The organism is Streptomyces sp. NPDC044106 (genome assembly GCF_056433985.1).
Map to the genome: position 1 here is coordinate 96,190 of NZ_JBWKFZ010000001.1, position 18,336 is coordinate 114,525.

Sequence of the window (18,336 nt, forward strand, 5' to 3'; positions counted from 1 at the left end):
GGCCGGAGCCCTGGGGCGGCGGTCGGCGCCCTGGGGCGGCGGTCGGCGAGTTCCGCGACCCGGCCGCCGGGCTTTCGCGACCCTGCCGCCGGACTTCCGCGACCCTGCCGCCGGACTTCCGCGACTCAGCCGCCGGACTGCGCGGCGCGCTCGGCCTCGTCGACGCAGCCGCCCATGCCCGAGGCCGAGGCGACGCCGCCGGGGCCCCCAGCGGCTCCACCGGCCCAGCGCTCACTCCCCATGGGCCCACGCTCACGCCCGTGCCCCTGCTGCCCTTGGTGCCCTTGGTGCCCTTGGTGACTCTGATGGCCGCGCCCGAACCCGTTCCCGTCTGCGCCCTGCGCCGACGGCGCTCCCCGCTCCATCAACTGCTGCTGAATGATCCTGACGAGTTCGCTCGGCTCGAAAGGCTTGGCGAGGAAGGCGTCGACGCCGACTTCCAGCCCGTTCTCGACCTCGTACTGGGTGCAGGCGCTGATGACGACGATGGGCAGATGACGGGTGCGCGGGTCGGACCGCAGGCGCGCGGCGGTGCGCAGTCCGTCGAGCCGGGGCATCACGACGTCGAGGGTGACCACATCGGGCTGCACCTGATGGACGACGTCCAGACATTCGACACCATCGGCCGCGGTCACGACCTCGAAGCCCTCCAGCTCGAGGTTGACCCTGATCAGTTGCCGAATGACCTTGTTGTCGTCCACAACAAGCACGCGGCCGGGCACGCCTGGCACACCTCGAGAGTAGGTCCGCACCCACCACCGCGTCCCGGTTTTCCCTACTTCCGCCCCGTGCGGGAGGGCCGAGCGGGGCCGCCGAGCCGGAGCACCGGACCCGCTGCGACGCCTCCTCCCGGGACAACGAAATACCTGTTCATGGTGAGCCCCGGAGAGCTGGTAGTGTTCACCCCGTCGCCGCGCAAGCCGCGCCGATACGCCCCCGTAGCTCAGGGGATAGAGCAACGGCCTCCGGAGCCGTGTGCGCAGGTTCGAATCCTGCCGGGGGCACTCGCTGATCAGAAACTTGAATCTGCGACGTGACCAGGGCGAAAGCCAACAGGAAAGAGCGGGAGTCAGTCTCACTGACTCCCGCTCTTTCTCGCTGTCTCTCACTGTTCGCGCACTATCTGCGATACATGCGACACACCTCCGACACACCCCTCAGGCTGCGTCGCCCTCCTCCTCCAGAGCCTTTGCGATCTTCTCGTTGGCCGCTTCCTCGTGCCCGTCGATACAGCCGTGGTATCGGCGGTGGATCACCTCCGGGGAGTTGCCGACGCGCCGGGCCACCTCAGCGATCGGGACCCCCGCGTTGAGCCACCGTGTGATGCACGCGTGCCTCAGGTCGTATGGGCGCCCGGCCAACGGCGAGGCGACGCGCTCAGGCGGGAGGGCGAACACGCGCGCTTCCTCCCACACGCGCCAGTACGTCGAGGACCCGACGACTCCCCCGCGCTCGTTGCCGAAGACCCGCCCCTCCTTGGCGGTCCCGAACTCCTTCAGGTGGGCCCGCAGGATGGCGACCAGAACGGGCGGGATGGGCACCGGACGGTCTGTGTCCGCCTCGCGCGCCTTCAGGCCCCGGCGGTCGTGCCGCTCGCCCGAATCGGTCCACTGCTTGCCGGAGACGGGACGTGTCTCCCGCAGCGTCAGCGTGCCCCAACCCACGTCCGGCAGGTGGCAGTCGGAGAGCCTGAGCCCGACCGCCTCAGCGGGCCTGAGCCCCGCGTAGTACAGGACCGCGTAGAAGGCCGCCAGGCGCCGCCCCCGGTTGCGGTCCCACGAACCGACATAGGAGACCGCAATGAGCAACTGGCGCCCCTGTACGGCGTTCACGAGGACGCGTCGGTCCACCACCGCGCCGGAACCCACGCGCTTCTTGTGGGCCCCCTGGAGAGGGTTCTCCGGGAGCTCCTTCGCGGCCACCGCGTGTTCGAGGGCCGTGTTCAGGGCCCGGCGCCGCCGCTTGTGCGTCTCCCCCGCCGCCGGGGTGCCGTCCAGTCGATAGCTGAGGCGGTACAGCACGTCCTCGAACACCTCAACGTCGACCAGGTCGACAACCGGCCGGTCCTCCTTCGTGAGCCACTCGTACGCGGCTTTCAGTTCGGCCGGCGGCTCCTGTCCCGCGTTCGCGGGGACGATCGCCCACCGGAACGCCAGGCGCAGGTACTTGTCGTCTGGAGTGTTCTCGCCTCGCTTGACCATGGCCAGCGCCACGGCGGCAAGACCGTCCGCCATGCCCTCACGGGTCTTGGCGGCGCTCATGCGCCACCGCCCGGCGACATACTTTCGGCAGAACTCGAACCACCGCAACGAGGGCTTAGCCTCAGCCGCGGTTGCCGCCGCCTGTTCCGACGCGCGGACTTCGGACTCAGGCTGTCCGCTTGCGATCTCGAACGCCTCGCCACGGCGCATGGCCTGCCGCAACTCCGAGCGTCGGCTTTCGGCGAGTGCCGACGTGGCGAACGTCGCGCTGCTTACCTTTCCGCCGACGACCCACCGGAGTTGATACGGCCGCGCCTTGCGGTCGACCTTCGTGACTTTCCACAGCCGGACGTCGAGGGAGTACCCCGATCGGGCCTCCCCGTGGGGGCGGAGAGTCGAGCTGTCTTCGGTCACGCTCACGCGGCGTCCTCCCGCTCCGCAAGCCAGCGCTCGTACTCCGACCTGCGGATGCGAACGTCACCGTTCGGCAGCTTGATCGAGCGGGGGCCCTTCCCGAGCTGACGCCACCGGTAGAAGGTCGACGGGGCAACCTTCAGATCGGTGAGCACCTCTTGAACGGTCATCTTCTCGTCCACCACGGGGGCGCTCATACCGCAGTCCTTTCCGAACGGATCGAGCGAATACGGGTCGATTCAGGCAGGTGAGGGGTCGACTGGTTGGCGTGCGCGAGTCGGGCCAGCAACGGCAGTTCGGTCGGGCGGATGACGGGCCGGTTCGCGTCGATATGACGCAGCATCAGGAGGGCGATCGAGAGGGGGAATCGGTCGCCCTTGCGGTGGTTGCAGTCGAAGCAGGCAAGGGCGAGCGCGGTAGCCGACCAGGTGTGCCACACGGACCGGGGCACGATGTGATCGAGGGTGGCCGCATCGAGCGAGGCGAACCGGCGGCGGCAGTAGGCGCACCGGTGCCGGAAGACGTACGCCACCTGCCGCTTGCGGCGGCGGCGCACGTCCCCGTGGGGCTTGTTCGGCACGCTCACCACTCCGCTCGTACGGTGCGCGTCCACGTGCCGTCCGGTCCGGCTGGCGGGGTCACCCCGAGCGCGTAGCAGCCCCCGTCCAACCGGACGATGAGCGGGGAGGGCTGGCGCGTGTCGGCCCGCATGAGATCGAAGCAGAGGCGGCGGCGGTGCCAGTCCGGCAGGGCCTGCCGGTACAGCCAGTCACGGCCCGGCGTGACGGCCGTAGCGCCTTCACCTGCCGCGCCTGCGTCGCCGGGGCTGACCTGCGTGACGAGGCGCGTCACGGGCGTCGCGAACTCCCGCCCCATGGCCTCCCCGAGCCGCGTGAGGGTCTCCAGGGGCACCAGGGCGGCGCCCTGCCGGATCGCGCGGGAGACCAGCAACGGGGCCCGCCGCGCGGCGTAGGCGTTGATGTGGTGGTGGCGGTAGGCGTCCGAGAGGTACAGCGCCACGGCCGCTTCCCCCACCGTCATAGGGCGGGAGCGGGTGTCCCCGTACCAGAACGACAGGGCGAGGCGGTAGGCGAACTGTCGGCAGAGGCCCACCTCGGGGAACTCGGCAGCGTCCAACTCAGCGAAGGCGCCAAAGACTTCGGCGATCCCTGCCACACCCAGCACGCGCACGGCGCCGTTCAAGGCGTCGTACAGGGTGTCGGTGTGCGTGTCGGTGTCCGGTCCGGGGAGGGCGAGTTCGTCCGCGCCCGTCTCGAACAGTGCGGCGGCGGTCTCCCCCACGCTCAGTTCCAGACCCAGGATGGGGATGGTGGGGAACTCCTCTGTGGCCCGGCGGCGCTCCCGCCGTGCCAAAGGCACGGCGGGAGCGGCCGGGGCCGCCACACGGGCGTACAGCGCGTCCAGCGGGCCCGAGGTGGCCATCAGTACCCCGCCAGGAAGGCGCTGTGGTGCGCGTTGATCTCGGCGCGGCGGTGGACCGGGCACATCATCGAGATGCCCGGTCCCCACAGCGGGATCTCACCCGTCCCCCGGCACGGGCATCCGCCGTCCACCTCGATCGCGTCCCGGGCCGCCGCCTCAGCGGTCGGCGGGAAGCGCCACAGCAGGTTGGCGCTCATCTGCGACGCCCACACCAGACGGTTGGCCTTGGGGAACCGCTGCTCGTGGCGCGCCTGCACTGGCGCCGTCATCACCCTGGCCGACTCCAACACGCGGTGACCGGCGTAGAAGCGGGCCCATGCCCGCACCGTGTCCAACCCGAGGCGCTCGACGCCCTGAGCGATCCACGCGCACAGCTCCTCCGGCCCGTGGTTCCGGCGCCGGTTCGGCATGTCCGAGGTGTACAGCGCTACCGTCCGCTCCGCGCCCGTCAGAGAACGGATGTCAATGGGCTCGGTGGCCTCGACCGTGACCGCGTCGGCACGTCGTTCCGCAGTGGTTCCAGGCATCATGGAGTTGCCCCTTCGAGGGTCAGGGAGCGGCTGTCTGCTTGGCGGTAGGAAGCCGCTCCTTGCTTTTTCCTGGCGTGACCAGGACTTTTCGCAGATCAGAGTCTCGATCCCGACTCTTCCCCGCTGCTGACTAGCTTGCACTAGTTCGCTGTGGTGCACAACCCTCATGAAGTGGTGTGCACTAGTTCGCTGTGGTGGGTACGCTCAATGCATGACTGTCACAGGTGGGCCCAAGCCCAAGGCGGTGCAGGTCGCGGACGCCCTTCGCGGGGATATCGGCAGCATGAAGCCAGGTGACAAGCTGCCGTCACAACGAGAGTTGATCGAGCGGTTCGGCTTCGCGAGCCAGACCATCCAGAACGGGTTGGCCCTGCTCAGGTCTGAAGGGCTGATCGTGTCAGCCGGGAACCTCGGGAACTTCGTCGCCGATGGCGGCGCCCCTTCTAACGACGTGCGTAGCGAGATCAATGAACTCCGCTCCCTGGTTCAGACGCTAACGGAACGGGTGGAAGCCCTCGAAGGGCGCTCAACCCAGGTCGGTGCTTGATCTGTAACCAGCATGCGAGGAACGGAAGGTGTGCGGTAAGTGACACTGAGGGGGGCAGTCTGGAGCGTTGGGGACATGTCCGGTGTCCCCTGGCTGTCCCCTTGCCTGTCCCCAGGGGCGGGACGAGAGACTCAGCGGGTAAGCACTCCGAGGAGGACGTATGAGCGACGGTAGGCCCGCGTGGGTGCGGCGCATCGCGGCCGAGCGGGCAGCCCGCGACTGGTCCCAGCGAGACGCGATCAGGGCGCTCCGGGCCCACGCCAAGGAAGAGCTTCCCGCAGATGACAGCCTGATTCGGCAGTGGAAGCGGTGGGAGGCCGGGCAGATCCCCAATGAGTTCTATCAACCGCTCATCGCTGCGGTCTTCGGCACCGTGACGCACGCGCTCTTCCCCGCGCCGGCACGCCGCGATGGGGACAAGGAGATCTTGGCTGTGAGCGGTATGGAGACGCTGGAGATCGTGAGCCGTCTCAATCGGTCGGACGTGGACTCAGCCACGCTGGACGCTCTACGGATCACCACGGACCGCCTCTGTTCGGAGTATCCGTTCATGCCCAGCGACCAGCTCCTCATCGAGGGGCGCCAATGGTTGCGCCGGGTGGTAGAACTCCACTCGAAGAGCCTCACGCTCGCGCAGCATCGCGAGGTGCTCGCCCTGTCCGGTTGGCTCGCGCTACTCGTGGGGTGCGTGGAGTACGACACGGGTGATCGGTACGCAGCCGAGTCGACGAGGCGGGCGGCCCTGTCTCTGGCAACCGAATCGGATCATCCGGAGGTTGCCGGGTGGGCACACGAGATGAAGGCATGGTTCGCACTCACCACGGGCGACTACCGGGGCGTCATCGCGGCGGCGCAGTCAGGCGCCGACATCGCCGGGCGCCACAGCGTGGGGGTGCAGCTTGCAGCCCAGGAGGCGAAGGCGTGGGCCCGTCTCGGGGATCGTCGCCAGGTTGAGGTGGCACTTGATCGAGGACGTTCGTTGCTCGAAGGGATGCCGTACCCGGAGAACCTGGACAACCACTTTGTGGTGGACCCGGCCAAGTTCGACTTCTACTCCATGGACTGCTATCGCCTGGTGGGTGAGGACAAGTTGGCACGAACCCTTGCCGATGAAGTCCTCCGAGCGGGGACAGATTTCGATGGCACGGAGCGCTCACCCATGCGCAATGCGGAAGCGCGCGTCACGCTGGGTGTGACCGCAGCGCGGGGGGGTGACCTTGAACAGGCTCTGATCATGGGAGAAAGGGCCCTCCAGGGCGAGCGCCAGTCGGTCCCGTCGCTCATCATGACCAGCCGGGAACTAGCGGCCGAGATGCGGACTCGGTACGCGGCAGAGCCTGCCGCTCAGGACTACCTCTCACGCCTTCGCGATCTCGGGCAAGCCACCCCGGGATTCCTTCCGCAGTAGGTCGCCCTGCCCCCTTCCCCAGGGGCCGCTACGTCCGCTACCGCCGCTACCGCGCAGGTCGGAGCCATGATCGAGGTAGCGGGAAGGGGTAGCGGTAGCGGCTACGACCGACGCCTTCCAAGGGGAGGTGTCTGCGTCCCTTCCTCTCTTCCCCGGTGTCCGCCACGTCCGCCACAAGCCCCTAAGAGCAATGAGGACCGCCCTGCCGGGCGGACGACTCTCAGGCGCCTACCCCGGCGGGAGCTCCCGCCGGACCGCGACCGCCGCGCCCAAGCAAGAGGAGCACCCCGGCCGCGCGTGCTCTTCTTGCTGTTCGGAGCAACGCTCCGCCCGGCGTCGTACTACTACAGACCCCCCTCCTTTTCCTAAGTAGGAAAACCTGCGTCACCTGCGTCACTGCGTCACCGAACACCTCGTGACCTGCGCATACAGCGGTGACGCAGACGGTGACCTCTGCGTCACCTTCGTCATCGGTGACGAAGGCCTGCGTCACCGATGACGCACCCCTATGCCTCTGCGTCACCCGAAAAGTGCAGGTCAGACACCTTGGATGACGCAGGTGACGCGGTGACGCAGAAATCCGCACCTCGGACAGACACCGCGCCCTCCATCGCCCTGGGGACACGACGGCTCTTCAGAGGGGGGCGAGGGGCCCCGGCCGGACCCCCCTCCTGAAGAGCCGTCGTGGTTGCCGGGAAAGGGTCGGTCGCGGTCCGGCGGGAGCTCCCGCCGGGGTAGGCGCCTGAGAGTCGTCCGCCCGGCAGGGCGGTCCTCATTGCTCTTAGGGGCTTGTGGCGGACGTGGCGGACACCGGGGAAGAGAGGAAGGGACGCAGACACCTCCCCTTGGAAGGCGTCGGTCGTAGCCGCTACCGCTACCCCTTCCCGCTACCTCGATCATGGCTCCGACCTGCGCGGTAGCGGCGGTAGCGGACGTAGCGGCCCCTGGAGAAGGGGGGGGCAGGGGCCGCCCCTCCCCTAAGAGCCGTCTTCCCCACAGCGAGCCCGCACTCGCCCCTCCGGCGGGAGCTCCCGCCCGCTGAGGCGCCCGAGGACCGTCCAGCCGTAGGGCGGTCCTCACTGCTCTGCGAGCACAAGCGGAATCCGGAGCCGACCACTTCAGGGAGGCAGAGGCACCCCCTTCCCGAAGCGCTCAGAAGGGGGTTTTCAGGGCCTGACCTGCGCGCCTCCCCGCCTCCCTGATCGTTGATCTACGCAGGTCAGACACAGGGAGGCACCCCAGGGAGGCGCTCAGGGAGAACTCCCCGCCTCCCTGCCGCCTCCCCCTGCGCCTCCCCGCGTAAGCGGAACGTCTCGCGCCCTCTCACACGGTGGAATCGGAGCCAACGAGGCGGCAGTCCGGCAGCTCGCGCCAGTGGACGCTCAGCGATCGAGCGCGGTCACGGGTCAGGGCCTTTCGCACTATCTGCGATACAGGAAGGCACCGAACACCACCCAGGATCAAGGAACCTGCTGGTCAGGGCCCATTCGCAAGCTCAAATCTGAATGTGCTCCGGAGCCGTGTGCGCAGGTTCGAATCCTGCCGGGGGCACCTTGTAGTAGGTGCCCAAAGACCCCGCCACCAGCGCTTTCGCTGAGGACGGGGTCTTGGCGTATGTGCAGGCGGTGCCGCTAGAAGCAGCCGTTTGCCGATGATCACGCAATGTCGACGTAATGATCTTGGTGAGTTATACCCCAGCTCAGACGGGCCAAGAAGCCTCCTCGTAGCGGCGCAACCCACTGAGTGGTCGTCGCGTCAGAAGTGGACACCGTAGATAGCCAGAGGTTCGCGATCGACCATGGCTCTCCGTGCCTTCTCCCGGAGCCACTCATCCAGAGGCCGCTCTTGTTCCAGCGCCATCACGAGTTCACGGAGCTCCCCAAGAACGACGACGCGATGGGCCAGGACGCGACGGCACTCGTCTACGGCTGGCTGCGTGAAGCCTGAGGCAGAGATCATCAGGCCACGCACTTCGGCTCTGCCGTAGACCCACACGAGGTGCTCAGCAACAGGCCCCTTGCCGAGCACGTCCACCAGCCCGTCGCCGACGATGCTCCCGTCTGCCGTCAGGCCGGCGAAGTCGGAGTCCAATCCCAGCAGAGCGAGTTGATCGGCTGACGCGTTGACGCCGCGCCGCGCATGGTTCCAACCGCGGACGTAGGACGCGCCCGGCATCAGGTCTTCCGTCCGCCTGGCCACCACTCCACGTCGGTCAGTCATGGCGCTATGGCCCTCCTTTGCCTTCATCGACGGTCGGCAGCGATTGACGGGCCTCCAGGACTGGAGCCGGCCCGAAGCCCTCGGCAAGCGCCAGGCGCAGGAGCTCCGCCACGCGCTCCGCCGTGTCGGGCGATACCCGGCCCAGCTCAACCAAGCCGTGTCCGAAGGCATTCAGCTCCGCACGCAGATACGGGAAGTTCTTCTCCAGACCCGCCCTCACCAAGGCGTCGCGCAGCGCTGTCGTCGCGTTTCGGGCCGCGTACCAACCGTCGCCATGCAGAGGGGACCACGCAGCAGCGTCCGGCTCGTCGGGTGGGTCGATCGGCATCAGTCGTCCACCTCGTCGCGGAGAACGGTGGCCGCCACGTACGGAGTCGGGTACCGCTCGTCGAAGCGGTCGATCCTGGCCAGGAGTTCCGCGGACGCCACCAAGGCAGTCGCCATGGCGACCGGGCGCAACGGGTTGGCTTCCGGCCGGCGCACCGGCGCGCGGAGCCACTGATAGCGGTCGTCGGCCAGCGGAATGGGGCCGGGTACGACCATCGCGGAGCCCTGGTCGAGGTACCGGTACGGAGGCGGCGAGGTCGTTTCCCGGTCGAGGCAGTTCGTGAAGGTCCCGCGACTTCCTGAGCCGAGGAAGAACCCGACTCTCTGCGCCTTGCGGTCGACGACCGTCGGACCGAACGGCATGGCGCTGCGCAGGAGGCGGTCGAACATCTCCATACCGAGACGCTGTTCCACGCTCACCACGTCGAATAGGCGGCCGGTCGGCAGCAGCGTCGGTGTTCGCGGGTCTTCCACCCAGACCTGTCGGCACTCGGCCGCGTTGTCCGCCGCCGCGGTAAGCCACTCCACGCCTCGCCTTGTCATCCGCTGCACGTCGTCCCACCCTCAACCGGAGTCGCGTGCGGCTCAATGCCGCTGTGAATCCAGACTCCTGGCCCAGCACCAGGCCGGGACAGATGACGAGAGGTGACGGGGGGGTGACGCGTCCACGAAGGTCGCGTCGTCCCCCGTCATCTGTTTCCGCGCAGGATGATCTCCGATTACTTCCTGCAAGAGGCAGTATCAAGCGCGTACATTCGATCGGACAGATTGAGGTGCCCCACCGGCGTATGCGCACGGGAGTGAAGGGTTCACGTCTCCATGAAGCCGACCAGTGTCCGCCTACGTGAGGCTCGCGTCGGTCGTGGTTGGAGCCAGCCGCGACTGGTCAGGGAGTTGCGCCAGACAGCCACCCGGCGTGGGCATCAGCTCCCGTCGGACAGCAGCGTCAAGCGGCGTATCGCCAGTTGGGAGAACGGGCACAGCATCCCCGACAGCTTCTACGGGCCGCTGCTCTGCGATGCGTACGGCGTGAATGCTGGAGAGCTCGGCCTGAATCACAGCGAACCCAAGGACGCGGCCGTAGTAGACGCGGCGTATCCCGCAAGCCCGGACGACGCTATCCAGACCATCGGTCAGTTGTGGCGTGCGGATCTCAACCAGTACGACCCTCTGCTCACCTCAGAGCCTTCCGAGCCCGCGTGGAGCGAGGCATCCCTTCGGTGGTTGGTTGCGCCTGAGCCCAGTACTCCGCGCCCGCGGGACGGCGGAGTACGGGTCGGGCTCGGCGACGTGGCAGCGGTGAGGACCACAGCGGATGTGTTCGCCCGCCTGGACGACCAGTTCGGTGGGGATCACGCGCGGCACTCGGTCATCCAATACCTGAACAACGACGTGGCGCCGCTGCTGCGAGGCCGGTACACGGAACAAGTGGGGCGGGCGCTCTTCTCCACCGTCGCGGAAGCCACGCTCCTGGCCGGCTGGATGTCGTACGACTCATGCCGACACGGGCTGGCGCAGCGCTATTTCCTCCAGGCCCTCCGCCTCGCCCAAGACGCCAACGATCGGCGGCTCGCGGGCAGCATCCTGAGCGCAATGAGTCACCAGGCGACCTTCCTGGGGCGGTACATCCAGGCCGCGACCCTTGCCCGCGCGGCTCTCATGGGTATCTCTCCGGTCGCTACGCCGACGCTTCGGGCCCAATCCCACGCCATGGAGGCCCGCGCCCTTGCCCGTACAGGCGATGTCATCGGATGCGAAGCCGCTCTGAGTGCGGCATCCAAGGCTCTGGAGAGTCGGAACAGCGAGGACGAGCCGGAGTGGATCAGCTACTTCGACGAGATCGAGCTTGCTGCTGAGGCCGCCCATTGCTTCCGGGACGTCAACAGCGCCCGCCGGGCGGTGGCCCATGCCGAGAACGCCATGAGCGGCAGCCACGTGCGGAGTGACTTCTTCGCGACCATGGTCCTTGCCGACGCACACATGCGTGCGGGTGAGGTCGAGGAAGCATGCCGCGTAGCTCTCGATGCTCTTGATCTCGGCGAACAGCTCAAGTCCGCGAGGTGCGTCAGCTATCTCGCGGAGTTCCGTCACAACCTCAGAGCGAGGCGCCCGAGCGCGGCGGCACGACGCCTCGCGGAGGGGGGGGCAGGATCACCGGCTGTGGATCGCTGCCGGGACGTTCAGCCAAGGATCGGCCAGCGGCTGACGTATTGACGGAGCTTTAGAGAGCACCCCAGGAGTCGTGGCCCCGGCCTGTTCGTAGCGATCTCATACGGCGTGTGAACTCCGCGGCGTGACGTTCACTCGTACCGGCCTGGTGCCCCACCCACACGACCATCATCAGCTCCCGCAGGTCGGCCAGCGTCTCGTAGCCGGGCCAGTTCATGAGGTCGAAGCCGTAGCGGTGCACGAACTCGTCGTACTCAGCCTTGGTGTGCCAGCCGTAGCGGTCGTAGTAGATCGCGGTCAGGATCAGGTCCCACTCGCGTGGCGCCAGGGTCAGCCCATCGAGGTCGATGAGGACCGCGTGACCCTCGCGGTGACGCAGGACGTTCCCGATGTTGGCGTCACCGTGGATCAGGCCGAAGGGGAGGGCGAAGTCCAGGCGACCGTACTCCTTGGACAGCCGGGACGCCCGTTCCTCCAGGAAAGGGCGGTCGCCCTCCGAGACGGCGGTCAGGCTCTCCAGGGAAGACGACAGCTTGGCCAGGGGGTCGAAGTACGGGAGGTCCAGCGATTCGGGCTCTTCGAGCCAGTGGAGCCGACGGAGCAGGTCGGCCAGCTCTCCGACCGTCGCGAACTCCTCCCGCTCCTGGACGCTCTCCCAGAAGGTGACCACGCGGCCGCATACGGCGATGGGTTGACGGACGTCGGCCAGCACGCGCGTCGCAGGGAAGTCGGCTTCCTCAAGCCAACGGGCCACCGCTACCGCCCGCTGCATCTCGGTCAGAACGGACGGGTCGCAAGTGATGCGGATGATGATCGGCGCGGACGCGAGACGGTAGACCGCATTCGATCCGAGTCGGAGGAGTTCCGCTCCCGCGGAGTCCAAGCCGGCCGCTTCGCACGCCTCGCGCAGTACGACCGCCACGTCCTCTGCCGTGTCCTCCCCGCCGCTGCCGCGCGCTTCCTCGCCGCTGCCCGAGATCATGGCTCCGACGATACGGCGCGGCCCAGGCCCCGGACAGGGCACCCACGTAATAGGGACGTGATGACCTGGTCGAGGTCACGTCCTTGCGCCGCTCCCCCGCAGATCAGGGGTGTGGTCGCTCTTGCCTCTCACCATGAGGTGCCTAAAGACCCCGTCACCAGCGGAAACGCTGAGGCCGGGGTCTTCGCGTATGTGCAGGCGGCTGCCGCCGTACGCCGACCCGGGCGGCGAAGGCCTTTGATGTCCGGCTGCGTTGTATTCGGGGCTCGGCTCCTGATCAGACAAGGGGCTCGACGCGTTCGGGGGTGCCTGTGCGGGTGACTTCGGAGAGGGCCTTCTTGGTGATGACCTTGGAGAGGTATCCGGAGCCGAACGCTATGTTCATTACGACGTACCAGAACTTCTCCGCGCCGGTCATCTCGGTGAGGCCGTATTCGCTGAGCGCCTTCTTGGCGGGAACCTTTGCGAAGTAGGAGGCCCCGAACGAGATGCATCCGAGGATGTACCAGAAGCTTTCCGCGCTCGTGGGATGACCACTGCCGAGAGTCTGCTGCGTCATGGGAGTACCTCCGAACGTCGGCCGGTCCGACCGGGTCTCCATCCTGCGCCTGCTTGAGGGAAATGCACCCCGGTGGTCAGTTGTCTGTTACGGATGCCGGAGCCGTTTGGGCAGGCTTGAATTCCGGACGCCGCCTGTCGAGGGGTGAGGCGGCGAGACGGCGGGTGCGATCCGGTCCGGTCCGGTCCGATTCGGCGCGGGTCAGCTTCGGTCCCGCTCGGGCCGCACGGCCCCCTCCGACTTCACCTCGTCCCCCTTGAGTGCCCTTGTCTCGCTCTTGAGGATGCGTAGCGACTTGCCGAGTGAGCGGGCGGTGTCCGGGAGTCGTTTGGAGCCGAAGAGGGCGATGACCACGATCGCCACGATCAGTAGGTGCCAGGGCTCCAGGGCGTTGCGGATCACTGTCGGGCCTCCGGCTTCTGTGCGGTCCACGGGGATTTTGGCTGCCTGTCACTTGCTATATTGCGCAACTATATAACTGTTACGGACGGGGCGGCAGTGAGGTGGGCAGATGGGTGGGGTCCGGCGTAGGCGGGGGCGGGCGCAGCGGCGGGGGCGGGGGCGCAAGTGGCGGGTGGGGCTCGCTGTTGTGGGGGCTCTGGTCGTGCTCGGTGTGGGGGGTGGTGGCTGGGTCTATCTGAAGTTGAGCGGGAGCATCGAGACGTTCGACGCCGACGGGATCTCCGGGGACCGGCCCGCCGACAGCAGTTCGGGCGGGCAGAACGTTCTCGTCATCGGGTCCGACGCGCGGACCGGAGGCAATCGCGCGCTCGGGGGCGGGGACTCCGACGACATCGGGCGGTCGGATACCGCCTTCCTGCTGCACGTGTACGCCGATCGGCGACATGCCGTCGCCGTCTCCATTCCCCGCGATGCCCTCGTCGACATACCGTCCTGCAAACTTCCGGACGGGAAGTGGACCGAGCCGCAGCACCACGTCATGTTCAACGCGGCGTACTCCGTCGGGGAGACCGCCAAGGGGAATCCCGCCTGCACGCAGAACACCGTGGAGAAGCTGAGCGGGCTTCGGGTGGATCACACCGTTGTCGTCGATTTCAAAGGGTTCTCCGAACTCACCGACGTGGTGGGTGGCGTTGAGGTCTGCCTGTCCAAGGATCTTTACGAGGGCGACCTCAATCCCCGTCGCGGCAGCCCGGGTCGACGGATATTCCGCAAAGGAGTGCAGGAGGTTTCGGGGCAGCGCGCCCTGGACTACGTACGCATTCGCCACGGCATCGGCGACGGGTCCGACATCGGACGGATCAAGCGGCAGCAGGCTTTCGTCAGCGGCCTGTTGAAGAAGGTCAAGAGTGAGGGGTTCAGTCCCGGGAAGTTGTTTCCCCTCGCCGATGCCGCCGTCCATTCCATGACCGTCGATCCCGGTCTCGGGTCCGCCGACAAGCTCATCTCCTTTGCCATGTCCTTGAAGGACATCGATCTGCACAACACCAAGTTCGTGACTCTTCCTTGGCGGTACGACGGCGCTCGTGTCGCTGTTGTCGAGCCCGAGGCCTCACAGTTGTGGGCTGCTCTGAGGGAGGACAAGGGTGTCGACGGTGGCGAAAAGCAATCCCGGCGTGAATCCGAAGAGGTTTCCGGGGGTGGGATCGCCGTCCATGTTCTTAACGGCACCATCGTCGACGGGCTCGCCGCCAAGGCCGCCCGGTCGCTCACCTCGCACGGGTTCACCGTGACCGGCACCGGTACGGCCGCCGGTCAGGAGCACGTCACCACCGTCGTCGAGTACGGGACAGGGAAGGGGAAAGGGAAGGGGGAGGGGCTGAAAGCGCGGGCCGAGAACGTTGCCCGGCTCTTTCCCGGCGCCGAGGTGCGGGCGCGGGCGGCTGCCGAGGGGGGCGGGGTCAGGGTGGTTCTGGGGCGGTCGTACGCCGAGAGGTCCGGGGCCGAGGCGGGCAGCGCGGACAGCACGGGGAGTGGGGACAGTGCGGGCAGCATGGGCAGTGCGGGCAGCACGGGTGGTGCGGGCGGCGGTGACCGTCGCGGCAAGGCTCGGGCCGCCGATGCCGGGCCCTGCTCCGATCTGTCCTACGGCTGAGCGGTGAAGCGGCACCTGAGGGTGGTCAGGGCCGCCGCGTACAGGGCCAGGACCGCGGCCAGGAGCAGGTAGTAGAAGGGCGGCAGCGGAGTCATGGCCAGCAGCGGGCCCAGCGGGGTGAGCGGGAGCAGCAGGCCCGTGACCGCGAGGGCCGTCGCCGCCCAGGTGATCGGCGCGGGTTTGCCGAGGCGTGCGGTCGGGACGCCGCGCGTTGTTCCCCATGTCGCGCCGCGCGTTGTTCCCCGTGTCACGCCGCGTGCCGCGCCGGCCGTGCCGCGCGTCGTACGCAGGAGCAGCATCACCAAGGCCTGGGTGAGCAGGTTCTCCGTGAACCAGCCCGAGTGGAACACCGACTCGTCCTCCGTCCCCGTCGGGCCCGGCACCGCGAGCGCGAGGATCGCGAACGTCGCGAGGTCCGCCACGGCGTTGAGGACGCCGAAGCCCGTGATGAAGCGGAGGAAGGCGCGCGGGCGCAGTGCGGTGGGGCGGCGCAGGGCCGTGGGGGCGGGGCGCTCGTAGGCGAAGGCGAGTTGGGCCGCGTCGAAGCAGAGGTTCTGGGCCAGCACCTGGGCCGGGAGCATCGGCAGAAACGGGAGCAGCAGGCCCGCGGTGAGCATCGCTATGACGTTGCCGAGGTTCGAGGAGAGCGTGATGCGCAGGTAGGTCGCGATGTTCGTGCTGCTGCCCCGCCCCGCGGTGACGGCGTGCACGATGGCCGTCAGGCCCGAGGGGCGGGAGGAGCCCGTGGAAGACGCCGTCGGCTCGGTCGTGGCGCGCTGCGGCAGGATCATGTCCGCCGCCTCCCTCGCCACCGGCACCGCGTCGTGCGGGGCCACGCCCCGTCGGCCGCGCGCAGGGCCGGGAGGTCGTTGACGCCGTCGCCGAGGAAGCCCGTCGTGTGGCCGTGGGCGCGCAGCGCCGCGACGACGCGAGCCTTGTCCTCGGGCGTACAACCGGCGAGGACCGTGGTGCGGTGGGCCAGTTCGGAGAGTGCGGCCGGGGTGAGACCGTCGAGGTCGGCGACCGTGCGGATGTCCGCCCGGTCGACGTCGAGTCCCAGGTCGCGGCAGGCGCGGGCCGCCGTTCCCGGGTGGTCGCCGGTGAGGATCTTGACCGTGACGCCCCGCTCCGCGAGGGCGCGCAGGGCCGGTCCCGCGGCGGGCGTCAACGCGTCGCGCAGCGTGACGAAGCCGCGGAACGTCAGGCCCCGTACGTCGGCCGGGGTCCAGTCACGGTGCCGTGCGGGGCGGTCGGCGGTGGCCACGGCCAGCACGCGCAGGCCCGCCTCGGCGTGGCGTGCCGCGTGCGCGTGGAGACGTACGCGCTCCTCGTCGGGGAGAGCACAGTGCTCCAGTACGTTCTCGACGGCGCCCTTGACCACGAGCGTGTGGACGCCGAGGCCGGCGCCGGGGCACGACACGACGGCCGTGGCGAGACGGCGTACGGGATCGAAGGGGAGAGCCGCGATGCCCTCGCCGTGCGTGAGCGCTTCCTCGTCGGCGGCGTCCAGGATCGCCTCGTCCAGGGCGTCTGGGGCGGGCAGGTCGGCGAGTTGGAGGGTCCACCAGGCGTTGACGGCCGCCCAGTGCAGGACTTCGGGGGCGTCGTGGCCCTCGGTGTCGAGGGCGCGATCGAACACCGGGCGGTCCTGGGTGAGCGTGCCGGTCTTGTCCACGCACAGGACGTCCATGGCGCCGAGATCGTGCAGGGCGGGCAGCCGTCTGACGATCACGCCGTGGGCGCGGGCGAGACGTGCGGCGGCCCGTGCCAGGCAGGTCGTGACGACGACCGGAAGCATCTCGGGGGTGAGCCCGACCGCCACCGCCACGGCGAACGGCAGCGTCTCCAGGCCCCGGCCCCGCAGCGCCGCGTCCGCCATCAGCACGAGCGGCGGCATGAGCAGCATGAAGCGGATGAGGATCCAGGAGATGCCGTGCACGGAGCGGTCGAAGGCGGTGGGGAGGGAGGTGGGGCTGAGGAGGGAGGTGGGGAGGGAGGTGGGGGTGGGGAGGGAGGTGGGGGTGAGGGTGCGGCGGCTGTCTGCTCGGGTGGTTCCGGGAGATCGGGGAGTTCCGGTGGCTCCGCCGGTTCCGGGCGCGGCTGGCTGCTCGGTGTACGCCGTGGCGAAGCACGTCCCCCCGCCCGTCGCCGTCACCACCGCCGTGCCGCTGCCCGCCGTGACGCTGCTGCCCTGGTAGCAGGCGTCCGGCGCGGGCGCGTGGTGCTTCGGTACCGGTGCCGACTCCCCCGTCAGCGCGGCCTCGTTCACGTACAGGCCGCGCGACCGGAGCAGGCGGACGTCGGCCGGGACCAGGTCGCCCGGGCCGAGGCGCACGATGTCTCCCGGGACGAGTTGGTCGACCGGGATCTCGCGGCGCGCCGGTGGGGCGTCGTCGGCGGGGCGGCGTACGACCGTGGCCGTCGTGGCCACCAGGTCGCGCAACGCCGTCATCGCACGGTCCGCGCGGTGTTCGCCGGTCGCACGGAGCGCGCAGCTGACCGCCACCAGGAGGGTGATCACGCAGGCGGTGCCCCAGGCCGCGACGGTGGCGGAGACAAGGCCGAGGCAGAGCAGGACGGCGGTGAAGGGGTCGCGCAGACCGCGTACGAAGCGGCCGGGCCAGCGCGGGGTCCGCGGGGTCGGCAAGGTGTTCTCGCCGTGGCGGGCCAGGCGGGCGTCGGCCTCCTCCTCGGTGAGGCCGCGCGGTCCGGTGTCCAGGGAGCGCAGGACTTCCAGCGCCGTCGGGGAGGGCGCCGGGCCGATGCGGTTCTCGGCGATCACCGACGCCCTGGTGCCCCTCAGCGGCACCTCGGGCACGAGACCCTCAGGCACCGGTTCCGCGGAGGCGGCGGGCCGGGGTGGCGGACGCCTCTGCCCGGGACGCGAGTTGGGTGACCATCAGGCGCACCACCGTCACCACGCCGGGATCGGCGACGAAGTACACCACGCGGCGGCCCTCGCGGCGGGAGCCGACGAGGCCGGCGAGCTTCAGCTTGGTCAGGTGCTGGCTGACGGCGGGCAACGCGCCGCCCACCCGTTCCGCGAGGCCGCTGACGTCGCTCTCGCCCTGGGCGAGGGCCCACACGATGTGCAGCCGCGCGGACGAGGCGAGCAGGCCGAAGGCGGCGGCGGCCTCGGTGAGCAGTTCGGCGGGCGGATCGTCGTGGCCGTCGGCACCCGTCGTCGCCTGCCGGCCTCCCGCTCCCGCTCCTACTCCCACCACCGTCGTCCTTCTTACCCTCGTCCGCTGCTTGCCGGTCCGGCTTCATGTCGTACGGCTTCCGGCTTGTCGTACGACTTCCAGCATCCAGCCGACACGACAGCCACTTCTCGTCGTACGGCGTCCGGCTTCTTCTCGTCTTCGTGGCCAGTCTAGGTCGACCCGGATGCCGTGATCTGCGCCGCAGTCCGTGGACATGATCAACGCCGACGTGCCGTCTTCGGGCATGCTGGCGGTCGCACACCCGCCGCCGTGCGCG

19 protein-coding genes and 1 tRNA gene are annotated in these 18,336 nt (G+C 68.8%); 5 read left to right on the forward strand and 15 right to left on the reverse strand.

From position 1 onward, the window contains the following. Window positions 1–125: 125 nt before the first annotated feature. Complete coding sequence (locus AC07DI_RS00435) at window positions 126–752, reverse strand: response regulator (RefSeq protein WP_478901245.1); 627 nt, start codon at window positions 750–752, stop codon at window positions 126–128. Window positions 753–932: 180 nt separating this feature from the next. Between AC07DI_RS00435 and AC07DI_RS00440 the strand changes: the two genes are divergently transcribed. Continuing rightward, a tRNA-Arg gene (locus AC07DI_RS00440) sits at window positions 933–1,004 on the forward strand. A gap of 153 nt (window positions 1,005–1,157) precedes the next feature. Here AC07DI_RS00440 and AC07DI_RS00445 read toward each other — a convergent pair. The 5 genes from AC07DI_RS00445 to AC07DI_RS00465 are packed head-to-tail and all read right to left on the reverse strand — an operon-like array spanning window position 1,158 to window position 4,588. Then, window positions 1,158–2,621, reverse strand: a complete 1,464-nt coding sequence (locus tag AC07DI_RS00445) for a tyrosine-type recombinase/integrase (RefSeq protein WP_478901246.1) — start codon at window positions 2,619–2,621, stop codon at window positions 1,158–1,160. After that, window positions 2,618–2,812, reverse strand: coding sequence for a helix-turn-helix transcriptional regulator (locus AC07DI_RS00450; protein ID WP_478901247.1), 195 nt, complete (start codon window positions 2,810–2,812; stop codon window positions 2,618–2,620). Before AC07DI_RS00450 ends, AC07DI_RS00445 begins: the two co-directional genes overlap by 4 nt. Further along, a complete protein-coding gene (locus AC07DI_RS00455) occupies window positions 2,809–3,195 on the reverse strand; it encodes an HNH endonuclease (RefSeq protein ID WP_478901248.1) in 387 nt (128 codons plus the stop codon). The genes AC07DI_RS00450 and AC07DI_RS00455 overlap by 4 nt, the downstream gene beginning before the upstream one ends. A gap of 2 nt (window positions 3,196–3,197) precedes the next feature. Next, the gene (locus tag AC07DI_RS00460) at window positions 3,198–4,058 is read right to left on the reverse strand and encodes a hypothetical protein (protein ID WP_478901249.1); all 861 of its coding nucleotides are present in this window, start codon (window positions 4,056–4,058) and stop codon (window positions 3,198–3,200) included. Beyond that, window positions 4,058–4,588 carry a hypothetical protein gene (locus AC07DI_RS00465; RefSeq protein WP_478901250.1) on the reverse strand — a complete coding sequence of 177 codons (531 nt, stop codon included), beginning with the start codon at window positions 4,586–4,588 and terminating at the stop codon, window positions 4,058–4,060. Before AC07DI_RS00465 ends, AC07DI_RS00460 begins: the two co-directional genes overlap by 1 nt. Window positions 4,589–4,799: 211 nt before the next feature. Here AC07DI_RS00465 and AC07DI_RS00470 point away from each other — a divergent pair, with 211 nt between their 5' ends. Further along, complete coding sequence (locus tag AC07DI_RS00470) at window positions 4,800–5,135, forward strand: GntR family transcriptional regulator (RefSeq protein ID WP_478901251.1); 336 nt, start codon at window positions 4,800–4,802, stop codon at window positions 5,133–5,135. A gap of 160 nt (window positions 5,136–5,295) precedes the next feature. Beyond that, window positions 5,296–6,543, forward strand: a complete 1,248-nt coding sequence (locus tag AC07DI_RS00475) for an XRE family transcriptional regulator (protein ID WP_478901253.1) — start codon at window positions 5,296–5,298, stop codon at window positions 6,541–6,543. A 1,755-nt stretch (window positions 6,544–8,298) separates the two neighbouring features. Here the strand turns inward: AC07DI_RS00475 and AC07DI_RS00480 are convergent. From AC07DI_RS00480 to AC07DI_RS00490, 3 genes are read right to left on the reverse strand one after another with little or no spacing between them, the layout of a single operon-like run. After that, a complete protein-coding gene (locus AC07DI_RS00480; protein ID WP_478901255.1) occupies window positions 8,299–8,763 on the reverse strand; it encodes a hypothetical protein in 465 nt (154 codons plus the stop codon). 4 nt (window positions 8,764–8,767) lie between these two features. Beyond that, the gene (locus tag AC07DI_RS00485; protein ID WP_384249024.1) at window positions 8,768–9,091 is read right to left on the reverse strand and encodes a hypothetical protein; all 324 of its coding nucleotides are present in this window, start codon (window positions 9,089–9,091) and stop codon (window positions 8,768–8,770) included. Then, the gene (locus AC07DI_RS00490) at window positions 9,091–9,618 is read right to left on the reverse strand and encodes a bifunctional DNA primase/polymerase (protein WP_478901257.1); all 528 of its coding nucleotides are present in this window, start codon (window positions 9,616–9,618) and stop codon (window positions 9,091–9,093) included. The genes AC07DI_RS00485 and AC07DI_RS00490 overlap by 1 nt, the downstream gene beginning before the upstream one ends. Before the next feature lie 291 nt (window positions 9,619–9,909). Here AC07DI_RS00490 and AC07DI_RS00495 point away from each other — a divergent pair, with 291 nt between their 5' ends. Then, window positions 9,910–11,304 carry a hypothetical protein gene (locus AC07DI_RS00495; RefSeq protein WP_478901258.1) on the forward strand — a complete coding sequence of 465 codons (1,395 nt, stop codon included), beginning with the start codon at window positions 9,910–9,912 and terminating at the stop codon, window positions 11,302–11,304. A 7-nt stretch (window positions 11,305–11,311) separates the two neighbouring features. Here AC07DI_RS00495 and AC07DI_RS00500 read toward each other — a convergent pair whose 3' ends face one another. From AC07DI_RS00500 to tatA, 3 genes are all read right to left on the reverse strand, one after another. Further along, window positions 11,312–12,241: a phosphotransferase family protein gene (locus tag AC07DI_RS00500; protein ID WP_478901259.1), complete on the reverse strand. Its 930-nt coding sequence runs from the start codon at window positions 12,239–12,241 to the stop codon at window positions 11,312–11,314. Between the two features lie 277 nt (window positions 12,242–12,518). Then, window positions 12,519–12,800 carry a hypothetical protein gene (locus AC07DI_RS00505; RefSeq protein ID WP_478901260.1) on the reverse strand — a complete coding sequence of 94 codons (282 nt, stop codon included), beginning with the start codon at window positions 12,798–12,800 and terminating at the stop codon, window positions 12,519–12,521. Between the two features lie 201 nt (window positions 12,801–13,001). After that, window positions 13,002–13,232, reverse strand: coding sequence for a Sec-independent protein translocase subunit TatA (gene tatA / locus AC07DI_RS00510; protein ID WP_478901262.1), 231 nt, complete (start codon window positions 13,230–13,232; stop codon window positions 13,002–13,004). A gap of 79 nt (window positions 13,233–13,311) precedes the next feature. On the opposite strand from tatA, the gene AC07DI_RS00515 reads away from it, so the two are divergent. Continuing rightward, entirely contained in the window at window positions 13,312–14,856 is a 1,545-nt protein-coding gene (locus AC07DI_RS00515) for an LCP family protein (RefSeq protein ID WP_478901264.1), read from the forward strand. Here the strand turns inward: AC07DI_RS00515 and AC07DI_RS00520 are convergent. The 3 genes from AC07DI_RS00520 to AC07DI_RS00530 are packed head-to-tail and all read right to left on the reverse strand — an operon-like array spanning window position 14,847 to window position 18,077. Next, window positions 14,847–15,647, reverse strand: coding sequence for a cation transporting ATPase C-terminal domain-containing protein (locus tag AC07DI_RS00520; protein WP_478901265.1), 801 nt, complete (start codon window positions 15,645–15,647; stop codon window positions 14,847–14,849). The two genes, AC07DI_RS00515 and AC07DI_RS00520, sit on opposite strands and share 10 nt — an antisense overlap. After that, the gene (locus AC07DI_RS00525; RefSeq protein ID WP_478901266.1) at window positions 15,644–17,689 is read right to left on the reverse strand and encodes a cation-translocating P-type ATPase; all 2,046 of its coding nucleotides are present in this window, start codon (window positions 17,687–17,689) and stop codon (window positions 15,644–15,646) included. The genes AC07DI_RS00520 and AC07DI_RS00525 overlap by 4 nt, the downstream gene beginning before the upstream one ends. Next, entirely contained in the window at window positions 17,682–18,077 is a 396-nt protein-coding gene (locus AC07DI_RS00530) for an ArsR/SmtB family transcription factor (protein ID WP_478901706.1), read from the reverse strand. The genes AC07DI_RS00525 and AC07DI_RS00530 overlap by 8 nt, the downstream gene beginning before the upstream one ends. Window positions 18,078–18,336: the final 259 nt, after the last annotated feature.